The organism is Haloarcula sediminis (assembly GCF_035656455.1).
Classification (GTDB): Archaea; Halobacteriota; Halobacteria; order Halobacteriales; family Haloarculaceae; genus Haloarcula; species Haloarcula sediminis.
Genome location: NZ_JAYMGA010000007.1, coordinates 191,353 through 216,637 on the forward strand (window position 1 = coordinate 191,353; position 25,285 = coordinate 216,637).

Genomic DNA, 25,285 nt, shown 5'->3' on the forward strand with positions numbered 1-25,285 from the left:
ATATCCGCGACGCAGGTATAAATATCGGTGGAGAGTCTCTGCCCCCATGACCGACTACGCGGCGATGTTCGGACAGGGCGGGTTGAACGACCGGGTCGACGTGGACGCGCTCGTCCGGGAGATCGGGTTAGACCGAAGCGAGATAGACTGGCGAAAGGAGTTCATCAACTTCGACGCGGCCGACAGGCGACGGCTTGAGGCCCTCCAGCCGCTGTTCGAGGACAACGCCGACGCCATCGCCGACGCGTTCTACGAGAACCTCACACAGTACGACCAAACAGTCGAGGTCATCGGCCGGTCGCCGAAAGCCGTCGACGCCCTGAAAGACACCCAGCGAGCGTACTTCGTCACGCTCGCCGACGGCGAGTACGACGAGGAGTACTTCAAGAACCGCGCTCGCATCGGCAAGCTCCACGATATACTGGAGATGCCGATGAAACAGTACATCGGCCAGTACGGGGTCTACTACGACCTCATTCTCCCCTTGCTCACCGAGCGGGCGAGCGAGCGCATCACGGAGCGGCTCGAAGCGACAGTCGGGGACGCCGCGACCGACGGCGGCACTGCCACAGCCGAGACAGGCGAGGCGGGTGACACCCTCGACGCCGTTCAGGACGTGGTCGAGGAGGAAATCGTCGACCTCCGCGAGGAGATCATGTCCGTCCTGCGCATCATCAACCTGGACATGCAGGTCGTCGCGGACACGTACATCCACTCCTACAACCAGAAGCTCGAAGCCAAAATCGAGGAGCGCGAGCAGCTCGCCACGGAGGTCGAGGAGGACCTCGAAACCCCGATGGACGAACTGCGCGAATCGGCCGACGGCGTCGCACAGTCCTCCCAGCAGATATCCGACCTGACCGGCGAGCAGTCCGAACGGATCCAGTCCATCGCGGGCGAGGTATCGAACATGAGCGCCACCGTCGAGGAGGTCGCCGCCAGCGCCAACGAGGTCGAAGGCAACAGCCAGCGGGCCCGTGAGCTCGCCGAGGACGGACAGACCGCCGCCGACGACGCCATGGGCGTGATGGACGACGTCGGCGACGCCGTCGACGACGTCTCGACCGACGTAGACGAGCTTCAGGACCGCGTCGGCGAAATCGACGCCGTCGTCGAGGTAATCAACGACATCGCCGAACAGACCAACATCCTCGCGCTGAACGCCTCCATCGAGGCCGCCCGCGCCGGCGAGGCGGGCAGCGGCTTCGCCGTCGTCGCCGACGAGGTCAAGTCCCTGGCCGGGGACTCACAGGAACGCGCCCAGGAGATAGAGGCCCTCGTCGACGCCATCGAGGCCGACACCGAGGACACCGTCGAGAGTCTCGACGAGACGACCGAACAGATCGAGGCCGGTATCGAACGCGTCGAGGAAGCGATGAAACTGCTCGACGACATCGCGGACGCCGTCCAGGAGACCGCACAGGGCATCCGCGAAGTGTCCGACGCCACCGACGAACAGGCCGCAAGCACCGAGGAGGTCGCGAGCATGCTCGACGAACTCGTCGCACAGGCCGACACCGTCGCCGCCGAAGCCGAACAGATAGCCGCCGCCAACGAACAGCAGGCCGCGACGATAGAGGACGTGTCCCAGACCGTACAACGGCTGACGGAGTGAGGCCGCCAGACCGGAATCCCCCAGCGTTGCGGACTCTCCGCGCGAACGATGCGCGGTCGCTTGCGACCGCGGTAGGCGAGCGGTGCGAAGCCCCGTGAGCCAGCGAGCGCGGTTCACGGGGCCGAGCGCAGCGAAGTCACGCCTTTTGTACTGTATTTTTGCGAGTGGGGGTTCCCGCAGCGACCGCAGGGAGCGAGGAACCCCCCGAAGTGAAAATTTAGGCGGGCACGGTGGGATTCGAACCCACGACCATCGGATTAGAAGTCCGACGCTCTATCCGGGCTGAGCTACGTGCCCACACGCGGTGGAAAACGGGGCAGCATCAAAAGCCGTCCGAATTCGGCGGCGACGCAGGGCCTTACTTGTCCAGTTGAGATAGCCTCCGCTCCGGCAAGGAGCGGGCGGTCTCAATCCTCTGGCGTGTCGACGTTCCGGAACTCGAAGCGAGCCCCACCCGAGTCGCTCTCGGTGACGGTCACCGACCACTCGTGGGCGTCGGCGATAGTGCGGACGATGGACATCCCGAGACCGGTCCCGTCGTCGGCCGTGCTGTAGCCGTGGTCGAGAACGGAATCGCGCTCCTCGGGCGGGATACCGACGCCATCGTCGGCGACGAAGAAGCCGTTCGCAAGCGGACCGACGGTGACGGTGAGGCCGCCGCCGTCACCGATTGCGTCGCCGTCGTCGGGGCGGCCGTGGTCTATCGAGTTCCGGAAGAGGTTCTCGAAGACGTGGAGCAGGTAGTCGGTGTCGGCGAGGATGATGTCGTTGTCTGGCACCCGGAGCGCCGTGCCGTCGGTGTCGACGTGGGCCCAGGCGGTGTGGGCGGCCCGGGCGATGTTGACGCGTTCGATGTCGAGGCTATCGCGGTCGACGGTGGTCAGCTCGCGCAGGTCCTCGACCATCTCGCCCATCCGACGGATGGCGCGGTCGACGTCGTCCAGCCGCGAGAGGTCCTCGGTCTCGCGGACGAGTTCGACGTAGCCGGAGGCGACCTGAATGGGGTTTCGCAGGTCGTGGGAGACGTACTGGCCGAACTGGTCGAGTCGTTCGTTCTGGCGTTCGAGCTGGGCGGTTCGGACCTGGAGCTGACCGCGCTGGCGCCGCTCCTCGGTGATGTCGCGGCCGACGACGACGACACCGGCCGGCTCCCCGAAGGAGTTGGTAATCGTCGAGACACTGATGTCGTAGAAGCGCTGCTCGCCGTCGATCTCGCAAGCGAGGATATCGTCGTCGACTGGCTCGCCGGCGACGGACTGTTCGTAACACGACAGGAGCGTCGGCCGGGCTGCGAAGGCCTCGGCGACGGGGTCGGTCGGGGCGTCGGCGTCCGGGGGTCTGCCGAGCAGTCGGTTCCCCGAGGGGTTCGTGTATCGAATCGTCCCCTCGCAGTCGGCGATGTAGACGGCGTCGTCCATGCTGTCGACGACGGCCTGGCGGGCTAGGGGCTGGATGTCGAAGAAGCAGTCGTTGACGTACGACCAGCCGATAGGCAGGGCGGCGATGGCCGCCCCGTAGGTGATGAGCTGGACGTTGGGCCAGGGGTTGAGGGCGGGAAGCAACGCCGTGTGTTCCGAGAGGAAGAGTCCGGCGAGCACGAACCCGATGGCGCCGACAGCAGCCATCACGAGCAGCTGGGGGCGGTAGCTGGCGAAAGTGCGTTTCCAGACGGAGACGATGACGACGTGGGCGGCGGCGACGACGCCGAAGATGTAGACGCAGTTGAGCCAGAACAGCGGGCCGAGGGTGAGTTCCAGCAGGAGGAGCGGCCCCATCGGGTCGAGCGCGAGCGTCGACCAGTACAGCTCGCCGGGATTTATGAGGATCAGACCGACGAGGGCGAGCCCGACGGCGACGATAGGGACCAACAGTCGTCGGTCGAGCAGATCGGTTCGGTCGGTGTACCGGGCGGCAAAGACCCAGAACGCTATCGCAAACAGCGGGCTCATCGCGTGGCGGGCGACGAACCACGGGCGTTTGCCCGCCACCGTGGACACCAGCAGTTGCCCGACGTACAGCGTCGACCACACCGCCACCGTGGCCATCAACAGCGTGTAGGTCCGCGCGCCACGCGTCTCGCGCTGTTGCCACGTCACCGCGGCGATACCCAGCGCGAGCGCTGTCGAGAGCACCCCAAACACCACGACGGGATGGGTGAGCGTGCTCATGTGCCATTATTATTCAAGTGATATGAATTAGTTGCGAATTCCGAGCCCCGTCACCGGTGTGCGAGTGGCCTACAGTGGCCGGCCGGCAGTACCGCCCTGCACGGCGTGCCGACCGGACGCCGCGGTAAGAACCCACGGGGTGACGGTGGGAGTCCTCGGTGCAACCGGGCGGTATAGAAGCTCCACGGGAACGGCGGCACTGACAGTGGCGTCACCCGTCGAACTCGACGTCCTCGTCGGTCGCCGCCTCGGTCGTGATAGCGATGGCGTCGGTCGTCTCGACGGCGTCGACGCCGTCGATGGCACAGACGTCGTCGATCCCCTTGTGGGCCACCGAGACGGCGAGGTCGCCAAACTGGAGGCGGCGCTCGACGGTTGCGCCCACCGCCTCGGCGGCCGCGGCGACGGCCTCGGGGTCTGCGTCGTCGGCGGTCGTCAGCGCGAGCGCGACCGACTCGCCCTCGATGGGGTCCTCGCGGATGCTCCTGACGGCGCGTGAGACGTACATCACTCCGAGGAGGGGCCGCTGGGGCCTTGATTGTGGCGCTCGGCGCCCTCCAACCGGGACTCGGCGATTGCAAACGCGAGCGTGCTCGCAAGCCCCAGCAGCGTGCCGCCGGTGAGGACGACAGCGAGATACTCAAGCGTGCGGCTGCCGAGGAAGAAAGCGGAGAGCCCGTGGAGCACGCCGCCGATGGCGAGCACGTAGAACGGGGCGTTGAGGTAGCGCCACTCGAAGGCGCCGTGGAGGTACTCGTCGGTGACCCGGCCCAGGCTGGACGTGATGCCCGCGGCGGCGAACCACTGGACGGCACCGTTGACCAGCGCCGCCAGCACCTCGACGGCCGAGAGCGGTTTCGACTGGGCTTCGTAGGTGTTGACACCGCTGACGCCGCCGATGGCCAGCAAAGCGGCGGCGACGACGTAGGTGATGATGGTGACGCGGCCGCCGTAAAAGCCAGCGGTCGCGCGGCTGACGGCCTTGTCCAGGAGGCTCTCGACGCCGAGCCCGCGTCCGAGGACGTACAGGCCGAGCAGCCCCGAGATGATGCCAAGCGCCGAGCCGGGATAGCCAAGCGACTCGACGGCGATGGTCATCGGGTAGATGAGCAGGAGGATGCCCAGGGGCACGAGGATAGTCCCCCGCGTCTCGGGGTCGTCCAGCACCTGTTTGATGGTGTAGTACATCGACTCCAAGTCCTGTGCCTGGCGGACGACGACGCGGCGCACCCCGTCGATGCGGATGCGCGAGCGGATGACCGGGACCACGGACTCGTCCTGGGCGCCGTCGGTGACGACCAGGGCCCGGACGTCCTCGCTCGCCGTCAGCGAGGCCAACACGGTGTCGACCTCCTCGCCGACGGCGCGGTTGGCGGCCACGTCGCCGGCGTCGACGCCCGTGACCGCCGCGACCTCGACCGGTTCGTCGTCTATCTCGTCGGCGATGTGGACCCCCTCGAAGAGGACGTTCACGTCCGAGTCCTCCGGGTCCGCGCTGGCCAGTGCGACCGCTGCGTCGACGACGTTGTCGCGGCCGACGACGGGCGTCTCGACGTCGGTCTTGCGACCGAGGTCGTCGTCCAGGTCCACGCACAGCACCAGCAGCATTGGTCGGCAGTACGCCGGCGTCGTTTAACTGTCTTCGGGGATGGCAGTCCGTCACACGCTACGTGTAGCGTTCAACCACCAGCAGTACCGCGAGCCCGGCGATAAGCAGCGCGTACGAGCCGGCGGCCATCAGCGCGGCCCCCTCGTCGGCGTACTCGCCGGTCCGGAAGATGATCGCCTTCCGGACCATGGCGATGACGCCCGTGTAGATGACCAGCCGGACGATGCGGCGCGTCTCGCTCTCGCGGGTGTAGGCGACGACGGTCTGGTACACCTCGACGATGATAAAGAGGAGCAAGGCGGTGTCGATGAAGCCGACGACGACCAGCGGGTCGGTGATGCGGCCGCTGAGAGCGCTCCTGAATATCTTGAGGCCCAAATCGAAGACACCGATGGCAAACAGCAACACGAGGACCAGCGCGGCGACGACCTCGATATACCGGATGAGTTCCTCGCTCGCCGCCAGAATCCGCTGGTCCGTCGAACCGTCCGAGGGGAGCGAGCCCCCGACCGGGTCGGACTCCTCGTCGTCCATGTCCCGTGTTAGGGTCTGACAGGTATCAACGTCGTGCCTATCTGACGTGGCCGGGGTCGGCCGGCCGCGGGTCTTCGGCCCCCGCGTCGCGGCCCAGCCGGGCGACCAGCGCGACGACGGGCAACAGGAGCAGGCCGCCGACGACGAACGGCGACCAGTAGCCGACGCCGGCGTAGAGAGCGCCCATCACCGGCGGGCCGACCGTGCGAGCGAGGCTACCGGCCCCCTGCGTGACGCCGAAGGCGCTTCCCTGCAGGTCCGCGCTGGCCCGCTGGGAGACCAGCGCCGTCAGCGTCACTGAGAGGATGCCGTTGCCGACCGGGAGGAGAGTGAGCACCGCCAGCAGCCCCAGCAGGTCGGGCGTGAGAGCGGGGACGAGCCCAGAGAGGTCCGGTAGCAGTCCGCCGAGCGGGCGGGAAAAGGGGAGCAGTCCCGTGGCGGCGGCAAGCACTGACGCGCCCGCGACGGCCAGCGGGACCGGGCCGTAGCGGTCGGTCAGCCGGCCGATGAGCACCCCCTGTGTGAGGACGGCGAGGAGGCCGATATACGTGAGCAAGAGCGCGCTCTGGGTGGCCGTGTAGCCGTAGATGTCGGCAACGTAGGGGATGAACATCACCGTCACGCCCGAGAAGGCGACGGAGACGAGAAAGAAGGCGGTCAGTAGCTCCCGCAGGCCGGGGGTGCCGACCGGGGCCCGGAGCTGGGCGACGGCCGACGGACGGCTGGAGTGGCCGGTCCCGGCGTCCGGGCTCCGCGACTCGGGCAGGAAGGCCAGCGCGACGGCGACGCCACCGAGACTGAACAGGGCAGCCGCGAAGCTCGGCAGGGAAAAGCGGGTGACGGGTATCGCGGCGGGGGCGACCGAATCGACGGCGGCGACGGTCGCGTCGAAGCTCAGGACGGCGCCGATGCCCGGCCCGAAGATGAACCCCAGCCCGAACGCGGCGCCGATGTACCCGAGCGCCGTTGCCCGGCGTTCCGGCGGCGTCACGTCGGCGACGTAGGCCTGGGCCGTCGAGAGGTTCCCGCCCATCGCGCCGGCCAGCATTCGGGCGGCAAAGAGCAGCCAGAGCGCCTCGGCCAGTCCGAAGAGGGTCCAGGCGACGACAGAGCCACACAGCGAGAGCACGAGGACGGGCCGGCGGCCAACGCGGTCCGACAGCGACCCCAGAAGCGGCGCGAAGACGAACTGCATCGCCGAGTAGGCGGCCGCGAGCAGCCCGATGACGAACTCCGTCCCGCCCGAGAACGAGCGGGTGTAGTAGGGGAGGATGGGGATGATGATACCGAAGCCAAGCAGGTCCAGAAAGACGACGGCCAACACGATAGCGAGCCCGCGCCTGCGGGCGGCGGCGTCCATGGCGCGAAGTGGGGCTGCCAGCCGGATAAGGCCGCGGGAGGGCGAGACGCCGAGGGACGTGGGAGTCGCTGTCGGCCCATGTCGACTCACACCACACCGACGTGGATGCGCACGCTTTTTCCCGCTGGGCGCTGTCCTAGGCGTATACGATGATCTCCGAGGGCTGCGAACAGTGCGCCAAGGGCGGGAAGATGGTGCTGTTCGTCTATGGCTACTGCGACCAGCGGGACTGCTTCTACTGCCCCCTCGGGGAAAACCGCAAGAACGTCACCCAGATGTACGCAAACGAGCGTCCCATCGAGGACGACGAAGACGTCATCGAGGAGGCAAAGCGCATGAGCGCGCTGGGGACCTCCATCACGGGCGGCGAACCACAGGAAGTCCTCGACCGGACCTGTCACTATCTGGAACTGCTGAAAGAGGAGTTCGGCGAGGACCACCACACCCACCTGTATACGGGTATCACCGGCGGCCGCGAGAACATGCGCCGGCTCAGCGAGGCCGGACTGGACGAGATCCGTTTTCACCCGCCCCTGGAGCTGTGGGGCGACATGCACGGCACCGAGTGGGAGGAAATCCTCTACATCGCCCGCGAGGAGGGACTCACTCCCGCCTTCGAGATTCCCGGCATCCGCGCCGAGGAGGAGTTCCTCGAGTTCTTAGACGAGGGCGCCGCCGACTTCTGTAACATCAACGAGTTCGAGATGTCCGACGGGAACTACCGCCGGATGCAGGAGGAGGGGTTCGAACTCAAGGAAGACCACATGAGCGCCGTCGAGGGGTCTCACGATATCCTCGAACAGATGGGCGACCACGAGAAGGTGTACTTCTGTACGAGCGTCTTCAAGGACGCCGCCCAGCACCGCTCCCGGCTCAAGCGGATGGCCAAGAACATCCGCCGGGAGTTCGACGACGTCACCGAGGACGGCACGCTCGTCTACGGGAAAGCGTGGGTGGGCGAGGCCCGGCTGAAAGAGCTTGGCGTCCCCGAGGATTTCTACGCGGTCAAGTCCGACCACGTCGAGCTGGCCTGGTGGCTGCTGGAGGAGATGGTCGAGGACGGCGACGTGCCAAAGGGCGAACTCGTCGAGCAGTACCCGACCTACGACGGGACCGTGGTCGAGCGGACGCCGCTGTCGAGCGGGGCAAGTAGCGGGCGAGCTACCGCGGACGACTGATTGTACGGCGGCTTCGCCGCCGTTTCCCGGGACCGACCGGAGGGAGGTCCCGCTTTTTCGCCCACGTTTTTCGAGGAGCCCTCACCGCAACGAGCAAAGCGAGTGAGGAAGGGCGACGATGAAAAAGGTGGAGTGGACGCCGCTGTCGAGCGGGGCAAGTAGCAGGCGAGCTACCGCGGACGACTGAGCGGTCGGCTGCCGGCGCAGCCGGTCTCGACCCCGGTTTTGATATTGTCGTGTCGAGACACTGCACACAAGCCCTCCATGAGATTCTCCATCGACAGCGGGAAGCTGCTGTACGCGCTCGGCGTGGCCTTCGCCGCCGCGGCGCTCCTGTACTTCTCGCGTGACGTCGTGTTCAGCCTCTCGATTACCGTCAAGGCGGCGCTGCTCTTTCTCGCGTTCGTCGCGCTGTTTCTCGGCGGTGTCACGGTCCAGCGCGATGTGCTTGACGTGGTCGCCTTTGCCCTCTCGGGTGTCACGTACGTCGTCTTCGTCGGCTACGTCGTCCTCCGGTACGGCCCCGGAGAGACCGGGACCTTCCTCCTGCTTGCGTTCTCGGCGGGACTGTTCGTCACGCTGGGCTATCTGCTCCGGACGGGCGAAATCGCGGTGCCGCGGCGACAGGCGGTCGGCGTCGCGGTGGGGCTGTTGCTCGTCGGCGCCGTGCTGGTCGGCGTCGACGCCGTCGGGGGCGGGGTGACCTACGACCTGTCGACCGAGTCGTCGGCCACTGTGCAACCGGTCGGTGACGGGCCGTCGCCGTACAGCGAGCGGGAACGGCAGGTCGGGACGCTGACGGCGAGCAACGACTTCGTCTTCACCCGGGCGCTCTCGCTCCCGTCGCTCAGTGGCTGTCTGGTCGGCGTCGACACCGCTCCCGACCGCGAGCCGTACGTCTCCTACGAGTACCCGGGCTACGCCCAGCCCGACACCATCGCCGGCGGGACGACCCGAACCTTCCCCGTCGTCGCGGACCTCCCGATAGACCGGAACGCGACCGAGCCGGTGACCTACGCCGTCGAACGCGGCGGGGACTGCAGCGCCCAGCGCGACCGGCCGACGCTGCTGGTCTCGGTCGACAGCGAGGACCGACGGCTGGACTAGTAGCTGTACAGCGAGACCACGAAGGGGAGCTTGTTGTACATCCACACCGCAAGCGGGATACCGACGATAGTCAGCGTCAGGACGTACGCGATACCGGTCCAGACGCCGCTGGCCCACCAGCCGACGAAGACGAACCACACCGCTCGCACGGGGATGGAGTACTGCGACCGCCGCTCGGTCTCGTCGACGAGCCGGTCGCGTTGCTTCAGCGAGAGGACGTAGGGCACCTTGTTTATCATCTTGATTCCCAGCGGGATACCGATGATAGTGACGTTCAGGAACCAGGCGACAGAGAGCCAGAGGCCGGTCAGCCACCAGCCGACGAAGACGAACCAGACGGCGCGGACGAGCAGTGAGGGTCGGTCGGTCATATATCGGATTGACCGTCGAGGAAGATAAGTGACTCCACGGCTCACTGCGTTCCCCGCTTCGGTCGAGGTCGCTACTCCACGGGGGTCACTCCGTTCCCCGCTTCGGTTCGAGGTCGGCGCGATGCGCCGACCTCGCTACTCCGCCACGGGTCGCTTCGCTCCCCATTCCGGCACGAGGTTCTTCGCTGCACTCGGAACCTCGCTACTCCTCGAACACGAACGTCCCGTCCTCCTGTACCCGCTCCCCGTCAACCTCGATGAACGAGTCCTCGCTCATATCCACGATCATGTCGACGTGGACCGCCGAATCGTTCTGTTCGTTGTCCTCGCCGACGGTGTCCTCGTAGGCGCGGCCGACGGCCATATGGACGGTGTCGCCCATCTTCTCGTCGAACAGCATGTTGTAGGTGAAGCGGTCGATGGCGCGGTTCATCCCGATGCCGAGTTCGCCCAGCCGGCTGGCGCCCTCGTCGGTGTCGAGCACTTCCGACAGGAGGTCCTCGTTCTTGCCGGCGCTGTGCTCCGTGACCTCGCCGCCCTCAAAGCGGAGGTAGACGTCGGTGACCTCCCGGCCCTGGTGGTACAGCGGTTTGTCGAACAGCACCTCGCCCTCGACGCTGTCGGCGACCGGGGCAGTGAAGACCTCGCCGCCGGGGAGGTTCTTCTCGCCGTAGTCGTTGAGCGTCGGGTTGCCGGCGACGGACATCCGAACGTCGGTGGTGTCGCCGGAGACGATGCGGACCTCCTCTGCGGGGTCTAAGATATCGACCATCTGGGACTGGTGCGCTCGCACCGCGTCCCAGTCCTTGTTGACGGCGTCCCAGACGAAGTCCTCGTAGGCCTCGGTGGACATGCCCGCGAGCTGGGCGTTGGCCGCGGCGGGGTACTGCGTGAGACACCACGGCTTCGAGAGCCGTTCCGAGAGCAGCGGTTGCATCGCCTGCTGGTAGGCGGCGTTGGTCTCGGGGTCTACGTCGCTGGTCTCGGTGACGTTGGCGTTTGCCCGGATGGCGATGTACTTGTCCATCGCCTCGTACAGCGCCTCCATGTGGCCAGGGGTCTCGAACTCCTCGCGATTGCGGAGGAACGCCCGCTGATAGCGCTCGCCCAGGCGGTCCTGGACGACCAGCGGGTTGGCGCCGCGGTCGGCGGCGAGTTCGTGGAGCGCGACGACGAGGTCCTCTGCGACGGGGTGGGCGTCGATGACGAGGTCGTCGCCGGCCTCCAGGTTGATCGAGTGGTCGACGATGACGGACGCGTGTTCGCGGATTCGCGGGTCCATACGTGTGGGTCCGGCCTCGCCGGCAAACTCTTTTCGGCGCGCGCGGTCGACACAGCCACGGATAGTGTCGCGATGTACCGGTGGGCGCCGACCGCGGGGCCAACGCTACCGGGGATACGCTACGAGCAGTAGCAGGCCGGCCAGCCGTCCGGGACGGGTGTCATCACGTATAACAGTTTTGGCAACACGTACATTAATTACCACAGATGCCTCTATGTATGGGACGATTAGAGAGGTACAGCGGGACACACAGCGACTCCCTCCCGGTCGAACTGCTGAATTTTATTCCCAACGGCGAGACAATTCCGGCGGAGACGTGGCGAACTCGCCACAAGTACTTCCTCGTGGTAGTGCTGTTGCATATCCCGGTGTTGCTCGCTATCGGCCTGCTGGAGGGGACGGAGTCCGCCGTGACCGGGGCGACGCTGCCGGCGCTTTCGCTTGCGGAGCTCCTCGGGTTGCCCGCGGTCATCGCCGCACTCTCGGCTGTGGCCGCGGTCCCGAGGCTGAGCCGTCGGTTGCGGACGGTGCTTGGGGTCACGGCACTCGCGTTCTGTTCGCTGGCGCTGGTGCGTTTCTCCGGGGGCTACATCGAGGCGCATTTCCACTTCTTCGTCGCGGTCGGGATAATCACTATCTACGAGGACTGGCTCCCGTTCGGTATCGGTATCGGCTACGTGGTCGCAACCCACGTCCTGTTCGGGACGATAGACCCCGCCAGCGTCTACAACCACACGGCTGCGCAGGTGAACCCGTGGGTCTGGGCGATTATCCACGGGCTGTTTGTCACCTTCCTCTCGGTCGCGCTGACAGTCCATCTGAGTTCTATCGAGCGGTCCCGTCAGAACGCACAGCAGGAACTGAAACGGGCCCGGGAGCGGGCCACCGAGATAGAGGACCTCCAGGCGAAACAGGCGGAGATAGCGGCAAAGCGGTCCGAAGCGGAGGCGCTCAAAGCCGACGCCGTCGAGAAGCGCGAGACGGTCGAGGCAGTAAACGAGGAGCTGCGACAGACGGCCGAGGAGTTCCAGACGACCATGGAGCGGGCCGCAAACGGGGACCTCACAGTCCGGGTGAACGCCGACAGGGACAACGAGGCGATGGCCGCCATCGGAAGCACGTTCAACGACATGCTGGGCGACATCGAGTCGACAGTGAGCGACATCCAGTCGTTCGCGGACGACGTACAGCAGCGGGCGGAGGCAGCCGACAGCAGTACGGAGCAGGTGGCGACCGCAAGCGACGATGTGAGCGAATCGATGCAGGAGATCGCCGCCGGGACCGACGACCAACAGGAGATGGTCAGCGAGGTGGCCACCGAGGTAAGCGAGTTCTCGGCGGCGGTACAGGAGATCGCGGCGTCGTCCCAGCAGGTCGCTGAGGCCTCCCAACAGATGAAAAGCGTCGCCACCGACGGACAGGAGCTGACCGAGACGATGACGTCGGACGCCGAACGCGTCAAGGCGGCTATCGACTCGACGGCCCAAACGGTCAACGAACTGGAGGCGGAGATGGAGACCATCGCCGAGATAACTGACCTGATTGCAGACATTGCGAACCAGACGAACATGCTCGCGTTGAACGCGAGCATCGAAGCGGCCCGGGCCGGCGACGGCGGGGCGGGCGGTGACGGGTTTGCGGTGGTCGCAGACGAGGTGAAGCAACTGGCCGAGGAGACCCAGGCGTCGGCGAGTGACATCCAGTCACAGATCGAGACGGTCCAGAGAAAGACCCGGACAGTTGCCGCGGAGGTCGAAGACGCAAGCGAGCTGATGGACAGGGAAATCGAGGCGGTCACCGAGGTGGCCGACGCCTTCGAGCAAGTGGTAGCGGAGGCGAGACAGACTGCCGACGGAATCCAGGAGATCAGTGACGCGACCGAGCGACAGTCCGCGAGCAGTCAGGAGGTCGTCTCGATGGTCGACGAGATAGCCGAGATAACGACGGCTGTCGCGGCGGAGGCCAGCGACGTTTCGACCGCCGTCGAGGAGCAGTCGGCGTCGATAGACGAGATCAGCGCCAACGCGTCGGCCATCTCCGACCGGGCCGGCGAACTGGAGGAACTCGTCGGCGTCTTTACAGTCGGGACTGGGCAGTTCGACGGGAGCCACCAGGGGAAGCCACAGCCAGCGGATATGTGACCGCCGAGCGCGGGGCCTACTTCTCGCGGCCGCCTTGCATCCCCTCTTTGAAGCCGAGGATGGACCGGCGGACCATCAGGTACATAAAAAAGAAAAAGCCCAGCACGAGGGCGAGAAGCACCCAGGTGAGTAGCCCGACCTCTATCATTGTCGACGGTTGAGGGCCACCGGACAAAGAGGTTTCGCCGGCACGCGGCCGGCGCCTCTCACGGCGACCGCGTGACCGTCTCAAACGTCTCGCCGTCGGGCGAGCGCAGGCGGGCCCGCAGTGTCCCCGCATCCGCGACGAGTTCGGCGTGGGCCGGCCGGTAGCGACGGGGGTCGGCGTAGCTCCCGGGGTTGACCAGCAGGCGACCGTCAAGTTCGCCGAGTTCGGGGCGGTGGGAGTGACCAACGACGACGATGTCGGCGTCTTCCTGCCGGGCCAGCACGCCGAGTGCGGTGTCGGAGTGACGGTGGCCGTGGACGACCAGCAGCCGGTACCCGTTCCATTCGACGGACGCTTCGGCGGGCAGGCGCTCGCGCAACGGCGGCCGCTCGTTGTTGCCGGCGACGGCGGTGAGCGCACTCGCTTCGGCCTCGATGGCATCGTAGACCGCTTTGGTCATGAAATCGCCGGCGTGGACCACGCGGTCCGCATCCCGGACCGCATCGAGAGTGCGGCCGGTCAGACGGTGCTCGTCGGTGCCGTGCGTGTCGGAGATGACGGTGAGCATGCGCTTCCTTGGACCTCCAGCCGTAAATCCAGAACCACTTTCACCTGTCATCGAGAGAAGGAGATAATGGCAGGCAGCAAATCAGTCGTCATGGCAGCGCTCGTCGCCAACGGAGCCATTGCCATCCTGAAGTTCTTCGGCTTCCTCCTCACCGGGAGCGCGGCGATGCTCTCTGAGACCTACCACAGCATCTCCGATACTGGCAACCAGGTGTTCCTCCTCATCGGCATCCGCTTTTCGGGCCGGGAAGCGGACCGACAGCACCCCTTTGGCTACGGCAAGTCGCAGTTTTTCTATAGCTTTCTCGTCTCCGTGTTTCTTTTCGGAATCGCCGGCTGGGAGAGCCTGAAACACGGCTACAACGAGATCACGAGCCACGGCGGCCACGGCGGTGGCAGCGGCGGCATCGACTTCCTGTTCATCCAGTATACGCCCCCGGCGTGGCTCGACCCGCTGTGGGTCAACTACACCGTCCTGCTTGGGGCCTTCGCCTTCGAGACGTGGGCGCTCTACAAGGCCCGTGCGGAGATGCAGCGCCAGATGAAACGCAACGACTGGGGGAGCTACCGCGAGGCGTTCCGCAAGACAAGCGACGTGACCACCCTGACCGCGCTGACCGAGGACACCATCGCGCTGCTGGGGATTATCATCGCGCTCGCGGGGCTCGTCCTCGCACAGGTGACCGACAACCCGTTCTACGACCAGCTCTCGGCAGTGCTCATCGGCATCATGCTGATGGGCTTTGCCCTGGCGCTGGCCTGGGAGAACAAGCGGCTCCTGCTGGGCGAGAGCCTCCCGGCCGACGAGGGCAAGCGGCTGCGCGACGTCATCACCGCCAACGAGCACGTCGACTCTATCGTCGACTTCCGGACGGTGTATTTCGGCCCCAACGAGGTCATCGTCTCCGCGGATATCGCCTTCCGCGACGGGCTCGAAACCGAGTCGATAGACGACGCCATCACCAGTATCGAGGACGAACTGAAAGCCACTAACGGGGACATCCGGAAGGTGTACATCGAGCCGGAATCCGCCTGAGCCTCCCGGCTCGCCGCGTTTGTTTTCGGGAAGTAGCAACTCACAGTCTCAGACTTTGGATTGTTAACCACAACCGAGGTGAACGGGGACGGCGTAGCTAACCGTATGGACGACAGTGCCAGAGACGCGCTCGGTCGTATCGTCCGGCTCGCGGTCGTCGGCCTGGTCCTAGTAGTCGCGGCGAGCGGGCCGGTCGCCGCACACGCCGGCGACGACGGCGCCCACCACCACGACGGCGTGATGGGGACCCACGACGGGATGGGGTGGGGCATGGGCTGGGGCGCCTGGTTCCTGTGGCCCGCGCTCGCAGTTCTGGGTGGGGTCGCCGGCTACGCCCTGCTGGCGCGGTCCGGCGGCGACGGCAGCGACGACGCGCTGTCGACGCTCAAGGAGCGGTACGCCCGCGGGGACATCGACGACGAGGAGTTCGAACGGCGGCGCGAGCGACTGGAGGAGCGCCACTGAGTCCACGGGCGACCGAACCCTTTTGCCCGAGAACGGCCAACCCATCTCCAGTGACGACAGACGACGGCTATCTCCGCTTTTTCCCCTACGACGAGCCTTACGACCACCAGCGGGAGGCGATGGCAACCATCTACGAGGCCCTTTCGGAGGGCGACGACGTCCTCTTCGAGGGGGCCTGCGGGACGGGGAAGACGCTGGCCTCGCTCGTGCCGGCGCTGGAACACGCCCGCGAGACGGGCAAGACCGTCGTCATCACGACCAACGTCCACCAGCAGATGCGCCAGTTCGTCGAGGACGCCCGCGCCATCACCGACCAGGAGCGGCTTCGCGCGGTCGTCTTCCGCGGGAAGGGGTCGATGTGTCACATCGACGTGGACTACGAGGAGTGTCAGGCCCTTCGGGACACCACGCGGGAACTCGTCGACGTGGAGGAAGACATCGCCCAGCTCGAAGAGCGCGAGGGGGAGCTGCTGGCGGCGGGCCAGGAGGGCGACAGCGAGGCGATGGAGGCCCGAAACGCCGTCGTCGAGGAGCTGCGCGACCTGCAAGAGGAGATGGAAGAACTGGAGAGCGAGCGCTCGACGTGTGACCACTACTACCGGAATCTCACCGTCGACACCAGCGACTTCTACGCCTGGCTCTACGACGACGTCCGCACGCCCGACGACGTCTACGAGTACGCCGGCGACCGCGGCATGTGTGGGTACGAGCTGCTCAAAGAGGGGATGGAGGGCGTCGACCTCGTCGTCTGCAACTACCACCACCTGCTGGACCCGACCATCCGCGAGCAGTTCTTCCGCTGGATCGGCCGGGACCCCGAGGACATCATCGCCGTCTTCGACGAGGCCCACAACGTCGAGTCCGCGGCGCGGGACCACGCCCGCCGAACCCTCACCGAGAACACCCTCGACCAGGCCATAGAGGAGCTCTCCGGGGTCGAGGACGCGCGGGCCGAGAACGCGGCGAACGTGCTCGGAGCCTTTCGGGACGCGCTGGTCGAGACCTACGAGGACGCCTTCGGGTTCGGTGACAGAGAAGCGGTCGACGAACACTGGGACGACATCACCATCGCCAACGACGACCGGAAAGACGATCTGACACTCGCCTTCTTCGAAGGCTACAGCGGCCCGGGCTTTCACGAGGAGGTCGACCTCGCCCTGGACCTGGGCCGGGAGCTAGACGAGCGCTACGAGGAACAGTTCAAGGAGGGAGAGCTGGACACCCGCAAGGAGTGCCAGACGCTCCAGGCCGCCGGCTTTCTCGCCGACTGGCTCTCCGAATCGGACGCCACCGGACAGTACCCCGTCGTCAGCGTCCGCCGGGACGAATCCTCGGGCGAGGTCTATGGCCGCGCCGAACTCTACACCTGCATCCCCGAACAGGTGACCCGCGAGCTGTTCGACGACCTGCACGCCGCCGTCCTGATGAGCGCGACGCTGCGCCCGTTCGACGTGACCGAGGACGTCGTCGGCCTGGACGACCCCGTGACGATGGCCTACGGCGACCAGTTCCCCGAGGAGCGCCGGCGGACCTACGCCGTCTCCGGGCCCGCGCTGTTTTCGAGCGAGCGCGACGACCCCGAGACCCAGCGGACGATAGCGCGGACGCTCGAAGACATCATCCGCTTTACCCCGGGCAACACGCTCGTGTTCTGTCCTTCCTACAGCGAGGCCGAGCGGTACCACCAGATGGTCGCCGTCAGCGGGACCCGCTACCTGGACGAACCGGGCACACAGGCCCGCGACCTGCGGTCGGCTTTCACCGACGACGACGGCGCCGTCCTCTTTACCTCGCTGTGGGGCACCCTGGGCGAGGGCGTGAGCTACGACGGCGACGACGCCCGGACCGTCGTGGTGCTCGGGGTCCCCTACCCCCACCTCGACGACCGCATGGAAGCGGTTCAGGAGGCCTACCAGACGGCGTTCGGGGACAGCGAGGATGACCCTCGGGAGTCCTCGAACGACGACGAGGCCGGCTGGCGCTACGCCGTCGAGATTCCGACGGTCCGCAAGACCCGACAGGCCGTCGGCCGGGTGGTCCGCTCGCCCGAGGACTTCGGCGCCCGCATCCTGCTCGACAAACGCTACACCGAGGCCGCCGAGATGGAAATGCACGACTACGCCGTCCGGGGCCGGTTCCCGCCCGAGGAGCGAAAGGAGATGGTCGACATCGGCCCGGAGAAGCTGAAGTTCGCGTTGCTGAACTTCTATCAGGACATGGGCGCGTACGACGGCCCGCCGCCCAAGCCGTAGTTCGGTATCCGTTCGGTTCGAAACCGGATAGTTTGAAACCCCTGCCGCGCTATCACCGGGCAATGCTAGTCGCGTTCGACTTCGACGGGACCCTCTCGGACTCGGAGATGACTGTGCTGCTGGGCGAGCAAAACGGCACCGCCGGGGACATGGCCGATATCACCGAGCGGGCGATGAACAACGAGATCGAGTACGCCGAGAGCCTGCGCCAGCGGTGTGAGCTGCTTGCGGACCTGCCCGACGAACAGGCACAGGCCGCCTTCGACGAGGTCCGACTGCGCCCCGGCGCGGGCGAGGTCATCGCGGCGCTTCGCGAGGCCGGTCACTACGTCGCGATTCTGACCGGCGGGTTCGAGCGCGGCGTGGAAGCCGCACTCGAAAGGGAGGGCGTCGAGGTCGACGCCATCGTCGCCAACCGCCTGCCCGTCGTCGACGGGAAGAGCGAGGCGGATACCGCCTCGGAAGACACGAGCGGACAGCGCCCGCGAGTGCTCAGCGGGAACGTCCGCGGTCCGCTCATCGAGGGGACCAAAGACGACGCCCTGGAGGTCGCGACGGCCATCGTCGGCGAGGACCGCGAGGAGACCATCGCCGTCGGCGACGGCGCCAACGACCTGCCGATGCTCGAAGTGGCCGGACTCTCAATCGGTTTCGAGCCGAAACCCGCCGTCGAACCGGCCTGTGACGTGACGGTGTCGACGATGGACGAGCTGTACGTGCTGCTGGAAAAGCGGGACGTGCTGTAGCTCTCAGCGGTCTGGTTCTATCGGGCCACAGCCACAGGCCGGGCAGTTGCGACGCTCCCGCTCGAAAGTGAGCCGACAGAACCGACAGACGTAGGATTCGTTGCGGCCGCCGAGCGCGTTCGTGAGTCGCTTGAGCACGGGCATGGGGGACAGCTCCCGGACGTGTGACAACGTTCGAGTCGAGCCGACTTATTTCTTTGGTATCAGATATTCTAACTCCCTTAGTTAGACGGACAAGCATAATGTGCGCCAATATATCGTTATACAGCACAAAATAGTCCGTTCTTCGGGACAACAAAAAGTCGACAGCGATCGGGGACGGGGCGCTACGACGACGCCGTAATGGCCTGGTCGAGGTCGGCGATGATGTCGTCGACGGCCTCGGTCCCGACGGAGAGGCGGACCATGTCGGGGGTGACGCCGGCGGCGGCCTGCTCCTCGTCGGTGAGTTGCTGGTGTGTCGTGCTTGCGGGATGGATGATGAGCGTCTTCGCGTCGCCGACGTTGGCAAGCAGTGACGCTATCTCGGTCGACTCCACAGTCGAGCGGGCGGCGTCGTAGCCGGCTTCGAGGCCAAACGTTATCATGCCGCCGTAGCCGCCGTCCAGATACTCGCTCGCGGCCTCGTGGGTCTCGTGGTCCTCCAGCCCGGGGTAGGTGACCCACGAGACCTCGGGGTGGTCCGAGAGGAACTCCGCGACGGCCATGGCGTTGTCGCAGTGGCGGTCCATCCTCGCCGGCAGGGTCTCCAGGCCCTGCATCGTCTGCCAGGCGTCGAAGGGGGACTGCTGGCAACCCAGGTCCCGCAGCCCGCGGGCGATGGCGGCGTAGGTGAACGCGGCGTCGCCAAAGCGCTCCTCGAAGTTGACGCCGTGGTAGGCGGGGTTGTCGCCGGCGATCTCGGGGTACTTCTCGCTGTGCTCGTCCCAGGGGAACGACCCCCCGTCGACGAGAACGCCGCCGACGGTGGTGCCGTGGCCGTGAATCCACTTCGTGGTGGAGTTCCAGACGAGGTCCGCGCCGTGTTCGATGGGGTTGCAGAGATACGGTGTCGCGAAGGTGTTGTCCACGAAGAAGGGGACCCCGTGGTCGTGGGCGATGTCGGCCAGCCGCTGGAGGTCCGGCGTCACCAGCGCGGGGTTGCCGATGGTCTCACAGTGGACGTAGGCGGTGTCCTCGTCGATGGCCTCGGCGTAGGCGTCGTAATCGAGCGTGTCGACAAAGCGGGTCTCGACGCCGTTTCGGGGCGCGGTGTGGGTGTAGTAGGTGTAGGTGCCGCCATAGAGCGAGGAGGCGGTGACGACGTTGTCGCCCACGTCCGCAAGCAGGAACGTGGCCAGGTTCAGCGAGGCCATCCCCGACGCGGTGGCGACGGCACCCACCCCGCCTTCGAGTGTGGCCAGCCGTTCCTGGAGCTGGGAGACGGTGGGGTTCATCAGCCGCGAGTAGATGTGGCCCGGCTTTTCAAGTGCAAACTGTGCGGCCGCGTCTTCCGCGTCCTCGAAGACGTACGAAGTCGTCTGGTAGATCGGCGGCGCCCGCGCGCGGGCTTCGCTGTCCGGCTCTTCCTGGCCGACGTGCAAGGCGTCTGTCTCGAATCCGTGGTCGTCGCTCATACAGACGGTCTTAAACGGGTACCCCCTTAATTCCCTACTGAGCGGCGACAGCGGCCGGTGGTCGCCGATTGCGGCGAATTTGCGGGTCAGTTGATGACGACACTGGGACATCCACAAGTAGCGAGAACCGTTCCGGGACACCGACGCTGTGGCCGTGACCGCGTTTCATCGCGCGAAGACGGGGAAGGGCAGGCTGTCGCAAAAAGTATCCGGCGGCGGAGCCGCCGGTTCGACCGCAGCGCGCGGACTGGCGCGCGGCTCCGCCGCGCAAAAGGAGCACGCAGCGGTTTTTCCCAAGTTTTTGCCCGAACGAGCGCGGCAGAGCCGCGCTCGTGACGGTGCAAAAAGTGGGGTCTAGGTGAATTTCCGGACCGTCATATCCAGCGTGTCCAGATCGAGAATCGGCGCGTAGCCGGCGTCGGGGTCGATGTTGACCGATTTCTGGAACTCGGTCTGGGCCTGCCAACAGCCCGAGTTCAGCGCCAGCACGTTGTGGTACTTCCCCCACCCGAGCTTGTGGACGTGGCCGGTGTGGAACACGTCGGGGACCTCCTCCATGACGAGGTAGTCCCTGTCTTCGGGCGCGAGCCGGGTGTGGCCGCCGTACTGGGGCGCGACGTGGCGCTTCTTCAGGAGCTGGTACATCGCCTTGTGGGGCTCCTCGTAGCTGGCTTTCTCGTCGGGGAGCTCGGCGATGACCTCGTCCAGCGAGACGCCGTGGTACATGAGGATAGTGACCCCCTCGACGGTGACGAGGGCCGGGTTCGAGTGAACCGAGGCATCGTGAGCGGACATGATGTCCCGCAGCTCCTCGTCGAAACCCGGCTGTGGTTCGGCCAGGCGGACGGCGTCGTGATTGCCCGGAATCATGCGAATCTCCATATCGCCGGGCACCTCCTTGAGGTACTCCGAGAACTGCTCGTACTGCTCGTAGATGTCGATGATGTCGAGCTCCTTGTCCTGTTCGGGGTAGATGCCGACGCCCTCGACCATGTCGCCGGCGATGAGCAGGTACTCGACGTGTTCGGCCTCTTCGGTGTGGAGCCAGTCGGTAAAGCGGTGCCAGGCGTCGGCCATGAACTCCTGGCTGCCGACGTGGACGTCGGAGATGAGCGCGGCCTGAACCGGCCGGTCGGCAGTCGAGGGGGAGTGCGTCCGGGGCACGTCGGGGAAGTGCAGTGAGTCGACGAACAGGATGCCGGCGTCGTCGGCCAGGGTCCCGTCGACGGCGATGACCTCGTCAAGCAGTAGTTGTTGTACGAGGTCGGCGATGGGGCGGTCTTTCATCACGAGACACGGGAAGGTCCCGTTGGTGTCTTCCAGTTCGACTAGCCAGTGGCCGCTGGCGGTCGAGCGGATGTCCGAGACCATCCCGATGAGGGCGGCCTCGCTTCCCCCGCCCATGTTCTCGATGGCGTCGGTCGGCCGATGGTTTACCCGGCCCCGGAGCTTGCTCGCGAGCTTCTCGTAGCGGTCGCGGAACACGTTGACGAAGTCCTGGTACTCACCGGTCCCGGTTGAGTGGCCCGTCATGTCGTTTGCGACCTCGATGGCACGCTTGGAGAGATCGACGTCACGAGACCCCTTCGTTTCAACTGGAGTGACGTTCCCTCTGTCTGTCGACTCCGGGTCCGTGGTTCCAGTTGAAACAGAGGGGTCTTCGGCGGTCGTCGGCCCGGTCTGGCTGTCGGCATCGCCCCGGGGCCCCGCCGTGGCCTCGGCCCGCGATTCCGACCGGTCGAGCACCGAGTCGACGTGGTCGACGGTGAGCTTCAGCGCGTCGTCGGGCATCGTTTCCAGTGCGCGTTCGAGCGCGGCCGCCGACTCCGGCGCGCCGGCCAGCCGCGTGACCGCCTCGGGTTCGGCGTTGTAGCCGCGGCTGGCTAGTTCGCTGACGATCCGGGCCGGGGTCGAGAGCGGCACAGTAGCTCTCAACGCGTCGGTCCGCAAAAGGCTAGCGGACAGCGCCGGAAGCGATTGCCACAACGGAACGTTGATTGCCCGCCTCCCGGTAATCGTAGTACGAATGTCCGGTGACGACGGGCCGCCGTCGAACGACGACGAGCCGCCACAGTTCGTCCAGTACGGGATGGACATCGTCGGGAGCGCCGGCGCCGTTATCCTGGTCGGCCTGTTGCTCTTTACCGTCAGCGGCGTCTGGCCGCCGCTCGTGGCCATCGAGAGCGCGAGTATGGACCCACACATCGAGAAGGGTGACCTCGTGTTCGTGATGGAAGAAGAGCGGTTCGAGGGCCCGAACGCGGTCCACGGTGTCGTGACGGAACAGCGCGGGGATAGGTACGTGCGCTTCCAGCAACCCGGTGATGTCATCGTCTACGAACCCGACGGGAACGAGCGGCGGACACCAATCATCCACCGGGCGATGCTCTACGTCGAGGACGGGGAAAACTGGTACAGCCGCGCCGAGTCCGGGTTTGTCGGGGGTGCCGACAACTGCTCGGAGCTAGCCAACTGTCCAGCGCCCCACGACGGGTTCATCACGAAAGGGGACAACGAGCGGTCTAACACGAACTACGACCAGGTCGGTTCGAACCCGATCAGCGAGCCCGTGAAACCCGAGTGGGTCATCGGCACCGCCGAGTACCGGGTCCCGCTGCTGGGGGAGATTCGCCTCGGCTGGAATCAGGGGACACAGCCGGCGTCCGTGACGGCCGGCTAGGGGCGCCGTCGGGAACCGACGGACGTGCATCCGCTCGTGGGAAGCGGCGTGCCCGCCACTCGGCCAACGGGCGACAGCATCAGTTGTCGAAGCGGGCCTGGACGAACGGCTGCACGTCGTCGATGTCACCCAGTCGGGAGTCACTGAGGAGCACGGCTTCGGTCTCCTCGGTCGGCACCGACAGGGATATCTCCTTGGTCCGACCGTAGCGGCCCTTCGAGACGACGACGGCGTTGACGATGCCCAGCATATCGAGTTCGGAGATGAGGTCCGTGACGCGACGCTGTGTGAGGACATCGGCGTCGATCTCCGCACAGAGGTTCTTGTAGATGTTGAACACCTCGCCGGTGTTGATGTTGTGGACGCCGTTTTTCTCCAAGAGAATGATGGCAAAGAGGACGATTTTCGACTGGGTCGGGAGAGTGCGGACGACCTCGACCACGCGGTCCAGTTCGATTTTCTCCTGGGCCTGGCGGACGTGGTCCTCCTCGACGTCGTCGATCTGGTCGCGCTCGGCGAGTTCGCCGGCCGTTCTGAGCAGGTCCAGCGCCCGGCGGGCGTCGCCGTGTTCCTGTGCGGCGAAGGCCGCACACAGCGGGATGACATCGTCGGTGAGCGCGTCGCCCTTGAACGCCACGTCGGCGCGGGCCTGGAGGATGTCCCGCAGCTGGTTGGCGTCGTAGGGCGGGAAGACGATCTCCTCCTCGCCGAGGCTGGACTTTACGCGCGGGTCCAGGAAGTCGGTGAACTTCAGGTCGTTCGAGATGCCCATGATGGAGACCCGGGAATTCTCCAGCTCGGAGTTCATCCGGGAGAGGTTATAGAGGGTGTCGTCGCCCGACTTCTCGACGAGCTTGTCTATCTCGTCGAGCATGATGACGACGACGCGCTCGTGGTAGTCGACGGCGTCGAAAAAGGAGCTGTAGACGCGGTCGGTCGGCCACCCGGTCATGGGGACCTCCTCGAACTCGTCTTTCTCCGCTTCGAGCTCGTCGATAGCGTCGTCGAGCGCCGCCAGCGAGTCGTAATCGCTGTCGGCGAGCTCGCTCGTGTCCTCTCTCGCGCGCGACCGGAGTTGCTCCAAGTCGTCGATGCGCTCGTCGATGACGTCTATGTTCTTGTTGATGAACTTGTTCGCGAGCTGGGCCAGCACCCGGTACTGGGTGTCGGTCACCTCGCAGTTGATGTACTCGACCTCGCAGGGGACCTCGTACTTCTGGGATGTGGTCTCCAGTTCCTCGCTGACAAACTTCGCGCTCGCGGTCTTGCCGGTCCCCGTCTTCCCGTAGATGAGGATGTTCGATGGCGTGTCCCCACGCAGTGCGGTAACGAGGATAGTCGCCATGTTGTTTATCTGCTCCTCGCGGTGGGGGAGCTTGTGGGGCGTATACGAAGGTCGTAGGACCTCCTTGTTCTCGAAGATAGGTTCGCCCTCGAGCAGGTCGTCGAAGAGGCCACGGGAGGCCTCGTCGGAGGTCTCGCCCGTGCCTGTGTCGAGATTGTCGAGGACGACATCGTCGAGGTCCGACACCGATTGGTCGTCCGTCGAACCGAGCGCTGTCGAATCACCGACATCCTCGTCCGGGTCGATAGTCGCCTCCGGGTCGTCGTTTGAATCAGTCATACTCGGGAAGTTGACCCCATCGTTTCAGGTGGAGTGGCGCCTGCGGACCGCTAGATTGGACGTGAGGAGCCTGTTTCGGCCACTCTCTGGGCGTTTCCGCCCACACGGGTGCGTCCAGTTGAACCACATGAACCCGTGGCTGAATGAATATTAAATATTTCGGTCCAACTGGCTCTGGGGGTGGACGGGAACTGGGGGTGGACCGGAGAGAGCGACGGGCCGTGGAACGACCAGACTGGCGATAGAACCTCCGGACGGGACAGCGACGAGAGCGGTTCGTTTCAGTTCGAACTTGGGTCGTTGTCCGGTTGCACGGGAACCCGGGGCGGGTCGGTTCGAGTGGCGCGGAGCGGCGAGCCGCGCTGTCAGCGCGATAGGGCGGTCCACCGGCGTGCTCCGCAGATTCTTGAGAGGGAGTACCACGATGACGACTAGACCCCCCCACCCCTTCGTTTCGGGTGGAACGGAGAAGAAGGGTGGGTGGGGGTCAGAGCGAACTGGAGTTGCTGTCTAGTCTAGGAAAGGTTTATATCCTATACTATATAACCAAATCCGCACTAGAAAGAAAAAGAAATTCTACTAGCTCTTTCTAGACTATACTGCTTGTAGAGAGTTCTTTCACCGTGAAATCCCTAGTTTAGCTCGCGTCCACTCCGGTCCGTTCACCCTTCGAACGTCCGTCGCGTCGGGGGTGGCCCCGTGTCTGTGTCCCGTTCCACCTGAAACGAAGGGGTGGGGGGCTTCCCATCCCTTTTCCTCAACACCCGACAGTGGCGTGCTCCTGTC

General features: G+C 65.7%; 22 protein-coding genes and 1 tRNA gene. 9 read left to right on the forward strand and 14 right to left on the reverse strand.

The features are described from left to right. Positions 1-46 precede the first annotated feature (46 nt). A complete protein-coding gene (locus tag VJ162_RS13485; protein ID WP_324665031.1) occupies positions 47-1,615 on the forward strand; it encodes a globin-coupled sensor protein in 1,569 nt (522 codons plus the stop codon). Positions 1,616-1,837: 222 nt separating this feature from the next. Here VJ162_RS13485 and VJ162_RS13490 read toward each other — a convergent pair. The 6 genes from VJ162_RS13490 to VJ162_RS13515 form a co-directional block, all read right to left on the reverse strand. Continuing rightward, positions 1,838-1,912: transfer RNA gene (locus VJ162_RS13490), tRNA-Arg, on the reverse strand. Between the two features lie 110 nt (positions 1,913-2,022). Continuing rightward, positions 2,023-3,783: a histidine kinase N-terminal 7TM domain-containing protein gene (locus tag VJ162_RS13495; protein WP_324665032.1), complete on the reverse strand. Its 1,761-nt coding sequence runs from the start codon at positions 3,781-3,783 to the stop codon at positions 2,023-2,025. 211 nt (positions 3,784-3,994) lie between these two features. Beyond that, a complete protein-coding gene (locus tag VJ162_RS13500; protein ID WP_324665034.1) occupies positions 3,995-4,291 on the reverse strand; it encodes a hypothetical protein in 297 nt (98 codons plus the stop codon). Beyond that, complete coding sequence (locus tag VJ162_RS13505) at positions 4,291-5,391, reverse strand: DUF373 family protein (protein WP_324665036.1); 1,101 nt, start codon at positions 5,389-5,391, stop codon at positions 4,291-4,293. The genes VJ162_RS13500 and VJ162_RS13505 overlap by 1 nt, the downstream gene beginning before the upstream one ends. 58 nt (positions 5,392-5,449) lie before the next feature. Continuing rightward, the gene (locus VJ162_RS13510) at positions 5,450-5,926 is read right to left on the reverse strand and encodes a phosphate-starvation-inducible PsiE family protein (protein WP_324665037.1); all 477 of its coding nucleotides are present in this window, start codon (positions 5,924-5,926) and stop codon (positions 5,450-5,452) included. A 37-nt stretch (positions 5,927-5,963) separates the two neighbouring features. Further along, positions 5,964-7,286, reverse strand: coding sequence for an MFS transporter (locus tag VJ162_RS13515; RefSeq protein ID WP_324665039.1), 1,323 nt, complete (start codon positions 7,284-7,286; stop codon positions 5,964-5,966). A 149-nt stretch (positions 7,287-7,435) separates the two neighbouring features. Here VJ162_RS13515 and VJ162_RS13520 point away from each other — a divergent pair, with 149 nt between their 5' ends. Continuing rightward, a complete protein-coding gene (locus VJ162_RS13520; RefSeq protein ID WP_324665040.1) occupies positions 7,436-8,464 on the forward strand; it encodes a radical SAM protein in 1,029 nt (342 codons plus the stop codon). 264 nt (positions 8,465-8,728) lie between these two features. Further along, on the forward strand, positions 8,729-9,571 hold the full coding sequence (locus VJ162_RS13525) for a DUF1109 domain-containing protein (protein ID WP_324665041.1): 843 nt from the start codon (positions 8,729-8,731) through the stop codon (positions 9,569-9,571). Here the strand turns inward: VJ162_RS13525 and VJ162_RS13530 are convergent. Together VJ162_RS13530 and VJ162_RS13535 are read right to left on the reverse strand one after the other, a co-directional pair. Continuing rightward, positions 9,568-9,942, reverse strand: a complete 375-nt coding sequence (locus VJ162_RS13530; protein WP_324665042.1) for a YccF domain-containing protein — start codon at positions 9,940-9,942, stop codon at positions 9,568-9,570. The two genes, VJ162_RS13525 and VJ162_RS13530, sit on opposite strands and share 4 nt — an antisense overlap. A 202-nt stretch (positions 9,943-10,144) precedes the next feature. After that, positions 10,145-11,224 (reverse strand): aminopeptidase, encoded by a 1,080-nt coding sequence (locus tag VJ162_RS13535; protein ID WP_324665043.1) that lies wholly within the window; start codon positions 11,222-11,224, stop codon positions 10,145-10,147. A 218-nt stretch (positions 11,225-11,442) separates the two neighbouring features. Here VJ162_RS13535 and VJ162_RS13540 point away from each other — a divergent pair, with 218 nt between their 5' ends. Beyond that, complete coding sequence (locus VJ162_RS13540) at positions 11,443-13,365, forward strand: methyl-accepting chemotaxis protein (RefSeq protein ID WP_324665044.1); 1,923 nt, start codon at positions 11,443-11,445, stop codon at positions 13,363-13,365. A gap of 16 nt (positions 13,366-13,381) precedes the next feature. Here the strand turns inward: VJ162_RS13540 and VJ162_RS13545 are convergent, their stop codons facing one another. Together VJ162_RS13545 and VJ162_RS13550 are read right to left on the reverse strand one after the other, a co-directional pair. Further along, a complete protein-coding gene (locus VJ162_RS13545) occupies positions 13,382-13,513 on the reverse strand; it encodes a DUF7859 family protein (RefSeq protein ID WP_268899159.1) in 132 nt (43 codons plus the stop codon). A 58-nt stretch (positions 13,514-13,571) separates the two neighbouring features. Beyond that, complete coding sequence (locus tag VJ162_RS13550) at positions 13,572-14,081, reverse strand: metallophosphoesterase (RefSeq protein WP_324665045.1); 510 nt, start codon at positions 14,079-14,081, stop codon at positions 13,572-13,574. A gap of 66 nt (positions 14,082-14,147) precedes the next feature. On the opposite strand from VJ162_RS13550, the gene VJ162_RS13555 reads away from it, so the two are divergent. From VJ162_RS13555 to VJ162_RS13570, 4 genes are all read left to right on the forward strand, one after another. Further along, complete coding sequence (locus tag VJ162_RS13555) at positions 14,148-15,116, forward strand: cation diffusion facilitator family transporter (protein WP_324665046.1); 969 nt, start codon at positions 14,148-14,150, stop codon at positions 15,114-15,116. A 105-nt stretch (positions 15,117-15,221) separates the two neighbouring features. Continuing rightward, the gene (locus VJ162_RS13560; RefSeq protein WP_324665047.1) at positions 15,222-15,581 is read left to right on the forward strand and encodes an SHOCT domain-containing protein; all 360 of its coding nucleotides are present in this window, start codon (positions 15,222-15,224) and stop codon (positions 15,579-15,581) included. Between the two features lie 50 nt (positions 15,582-15,631). Next, positions 15,632-17,833: an ATP-dependent DNA helicase gene (locus VJ162_RS13565; protein WP_324665048.1), complete on the forward strand. Its 2,202-nt coding sequence runs from the start codon at positions 15,632-15,634 to the stop codon at positions 17,831-17,833. A 62-nt stretch (positions 17,834-17,895) separates the two neighbouring features. Then, positions 17,896-18,579: an HAD family hydrolase gene (locus tag VJ162_RS13570; RefSeq protein ID WP_324665049.1), complete on the forward strand. Its 684-nt coding sequence runs from the start codon at positions 17,896-17,898 to the stop codon at positions 18,577-18,579. Positions 18,580-18,582: 3 nt separating this feature from the next. On the opposite strand, the gene VJ162_RS13575 is transcribed toward VJ162_RS13570, so the two are convergent. The 3 genes from VJ162_RS13575 to VJ162_RS13585 form a co-directional block, all read right to left on the reverse strand. After that, complete coding sequence (locus VJ162_RS13575; RefSeq protein ID WP_324665050.1) at positions 18,583-18,723, reverse strand: hypothetical protein; 141 nt, start codon at positions 18,721-18,723, stop codon at positions 18,583-18,585. Between the two features lie 182 nt (positions 18,724-18,905). Next, the gene (locus VJ162_RS13580; RefSeq protein WP_324665051.1) at positions 18,906-20,195 is read right to left on the reverse strand and encodes an O-acetylhomoserine aminocarboxypropyltransferase/cysteine synthase family protein; all 1,290 of its coding nucleotides are present in this window, start codon (positions 20,193-20,195) and stop codon (positions 18,906-18,908) included. Between the two features lie 354 nt (positions 20,196-20,549). Continuing rightward, on the reverse strand, positions 20,550-22,118 hold the full coding sequence (locus VJ162_RS13585; protein WP_324665052.1) for a DNA-directed DNA polymerase II small subunit: 1,569 nt from the start codon (positions 22,116-22,118) through the stop codon (positions 20,550-20,552). A gap of 103 nt (positions 22,119-22,221) precedes the next feature. Between VJ162_RS13585 and VJ162_RS13590 the strand changes: the two genes are divergently transcribed. Then, entirely contained in the window at positions 22,222-22,875 is a 654-nt protein-coding gene (locus tag VJ162_RS13590) for a S26 family signal peptidase (RefSeq protein WP_324665053.1), read from the forward strand. Positions 22,876-22,954: 79 nt separating this feature from the next. Here the strand turns inward: VJ162_RS13590 and VJ162_RS13595 are convergent, their stop codons facing one another. After that, the gene (locus VJ162_RS13595) at positions 22,955-24,499 is read right to left on the reverse strand and encodes a Cdc6/Cdc18 family protein (RefSeq protein ID WP_324665054.1); all 1,545 of its coding nucleotides are present in this window, start codon (positions 24,497-24,499) and stop codon (positions 22,955-22,957) included. Positions 24,500-25,285 lie beyond the last annotated feature (786 nt).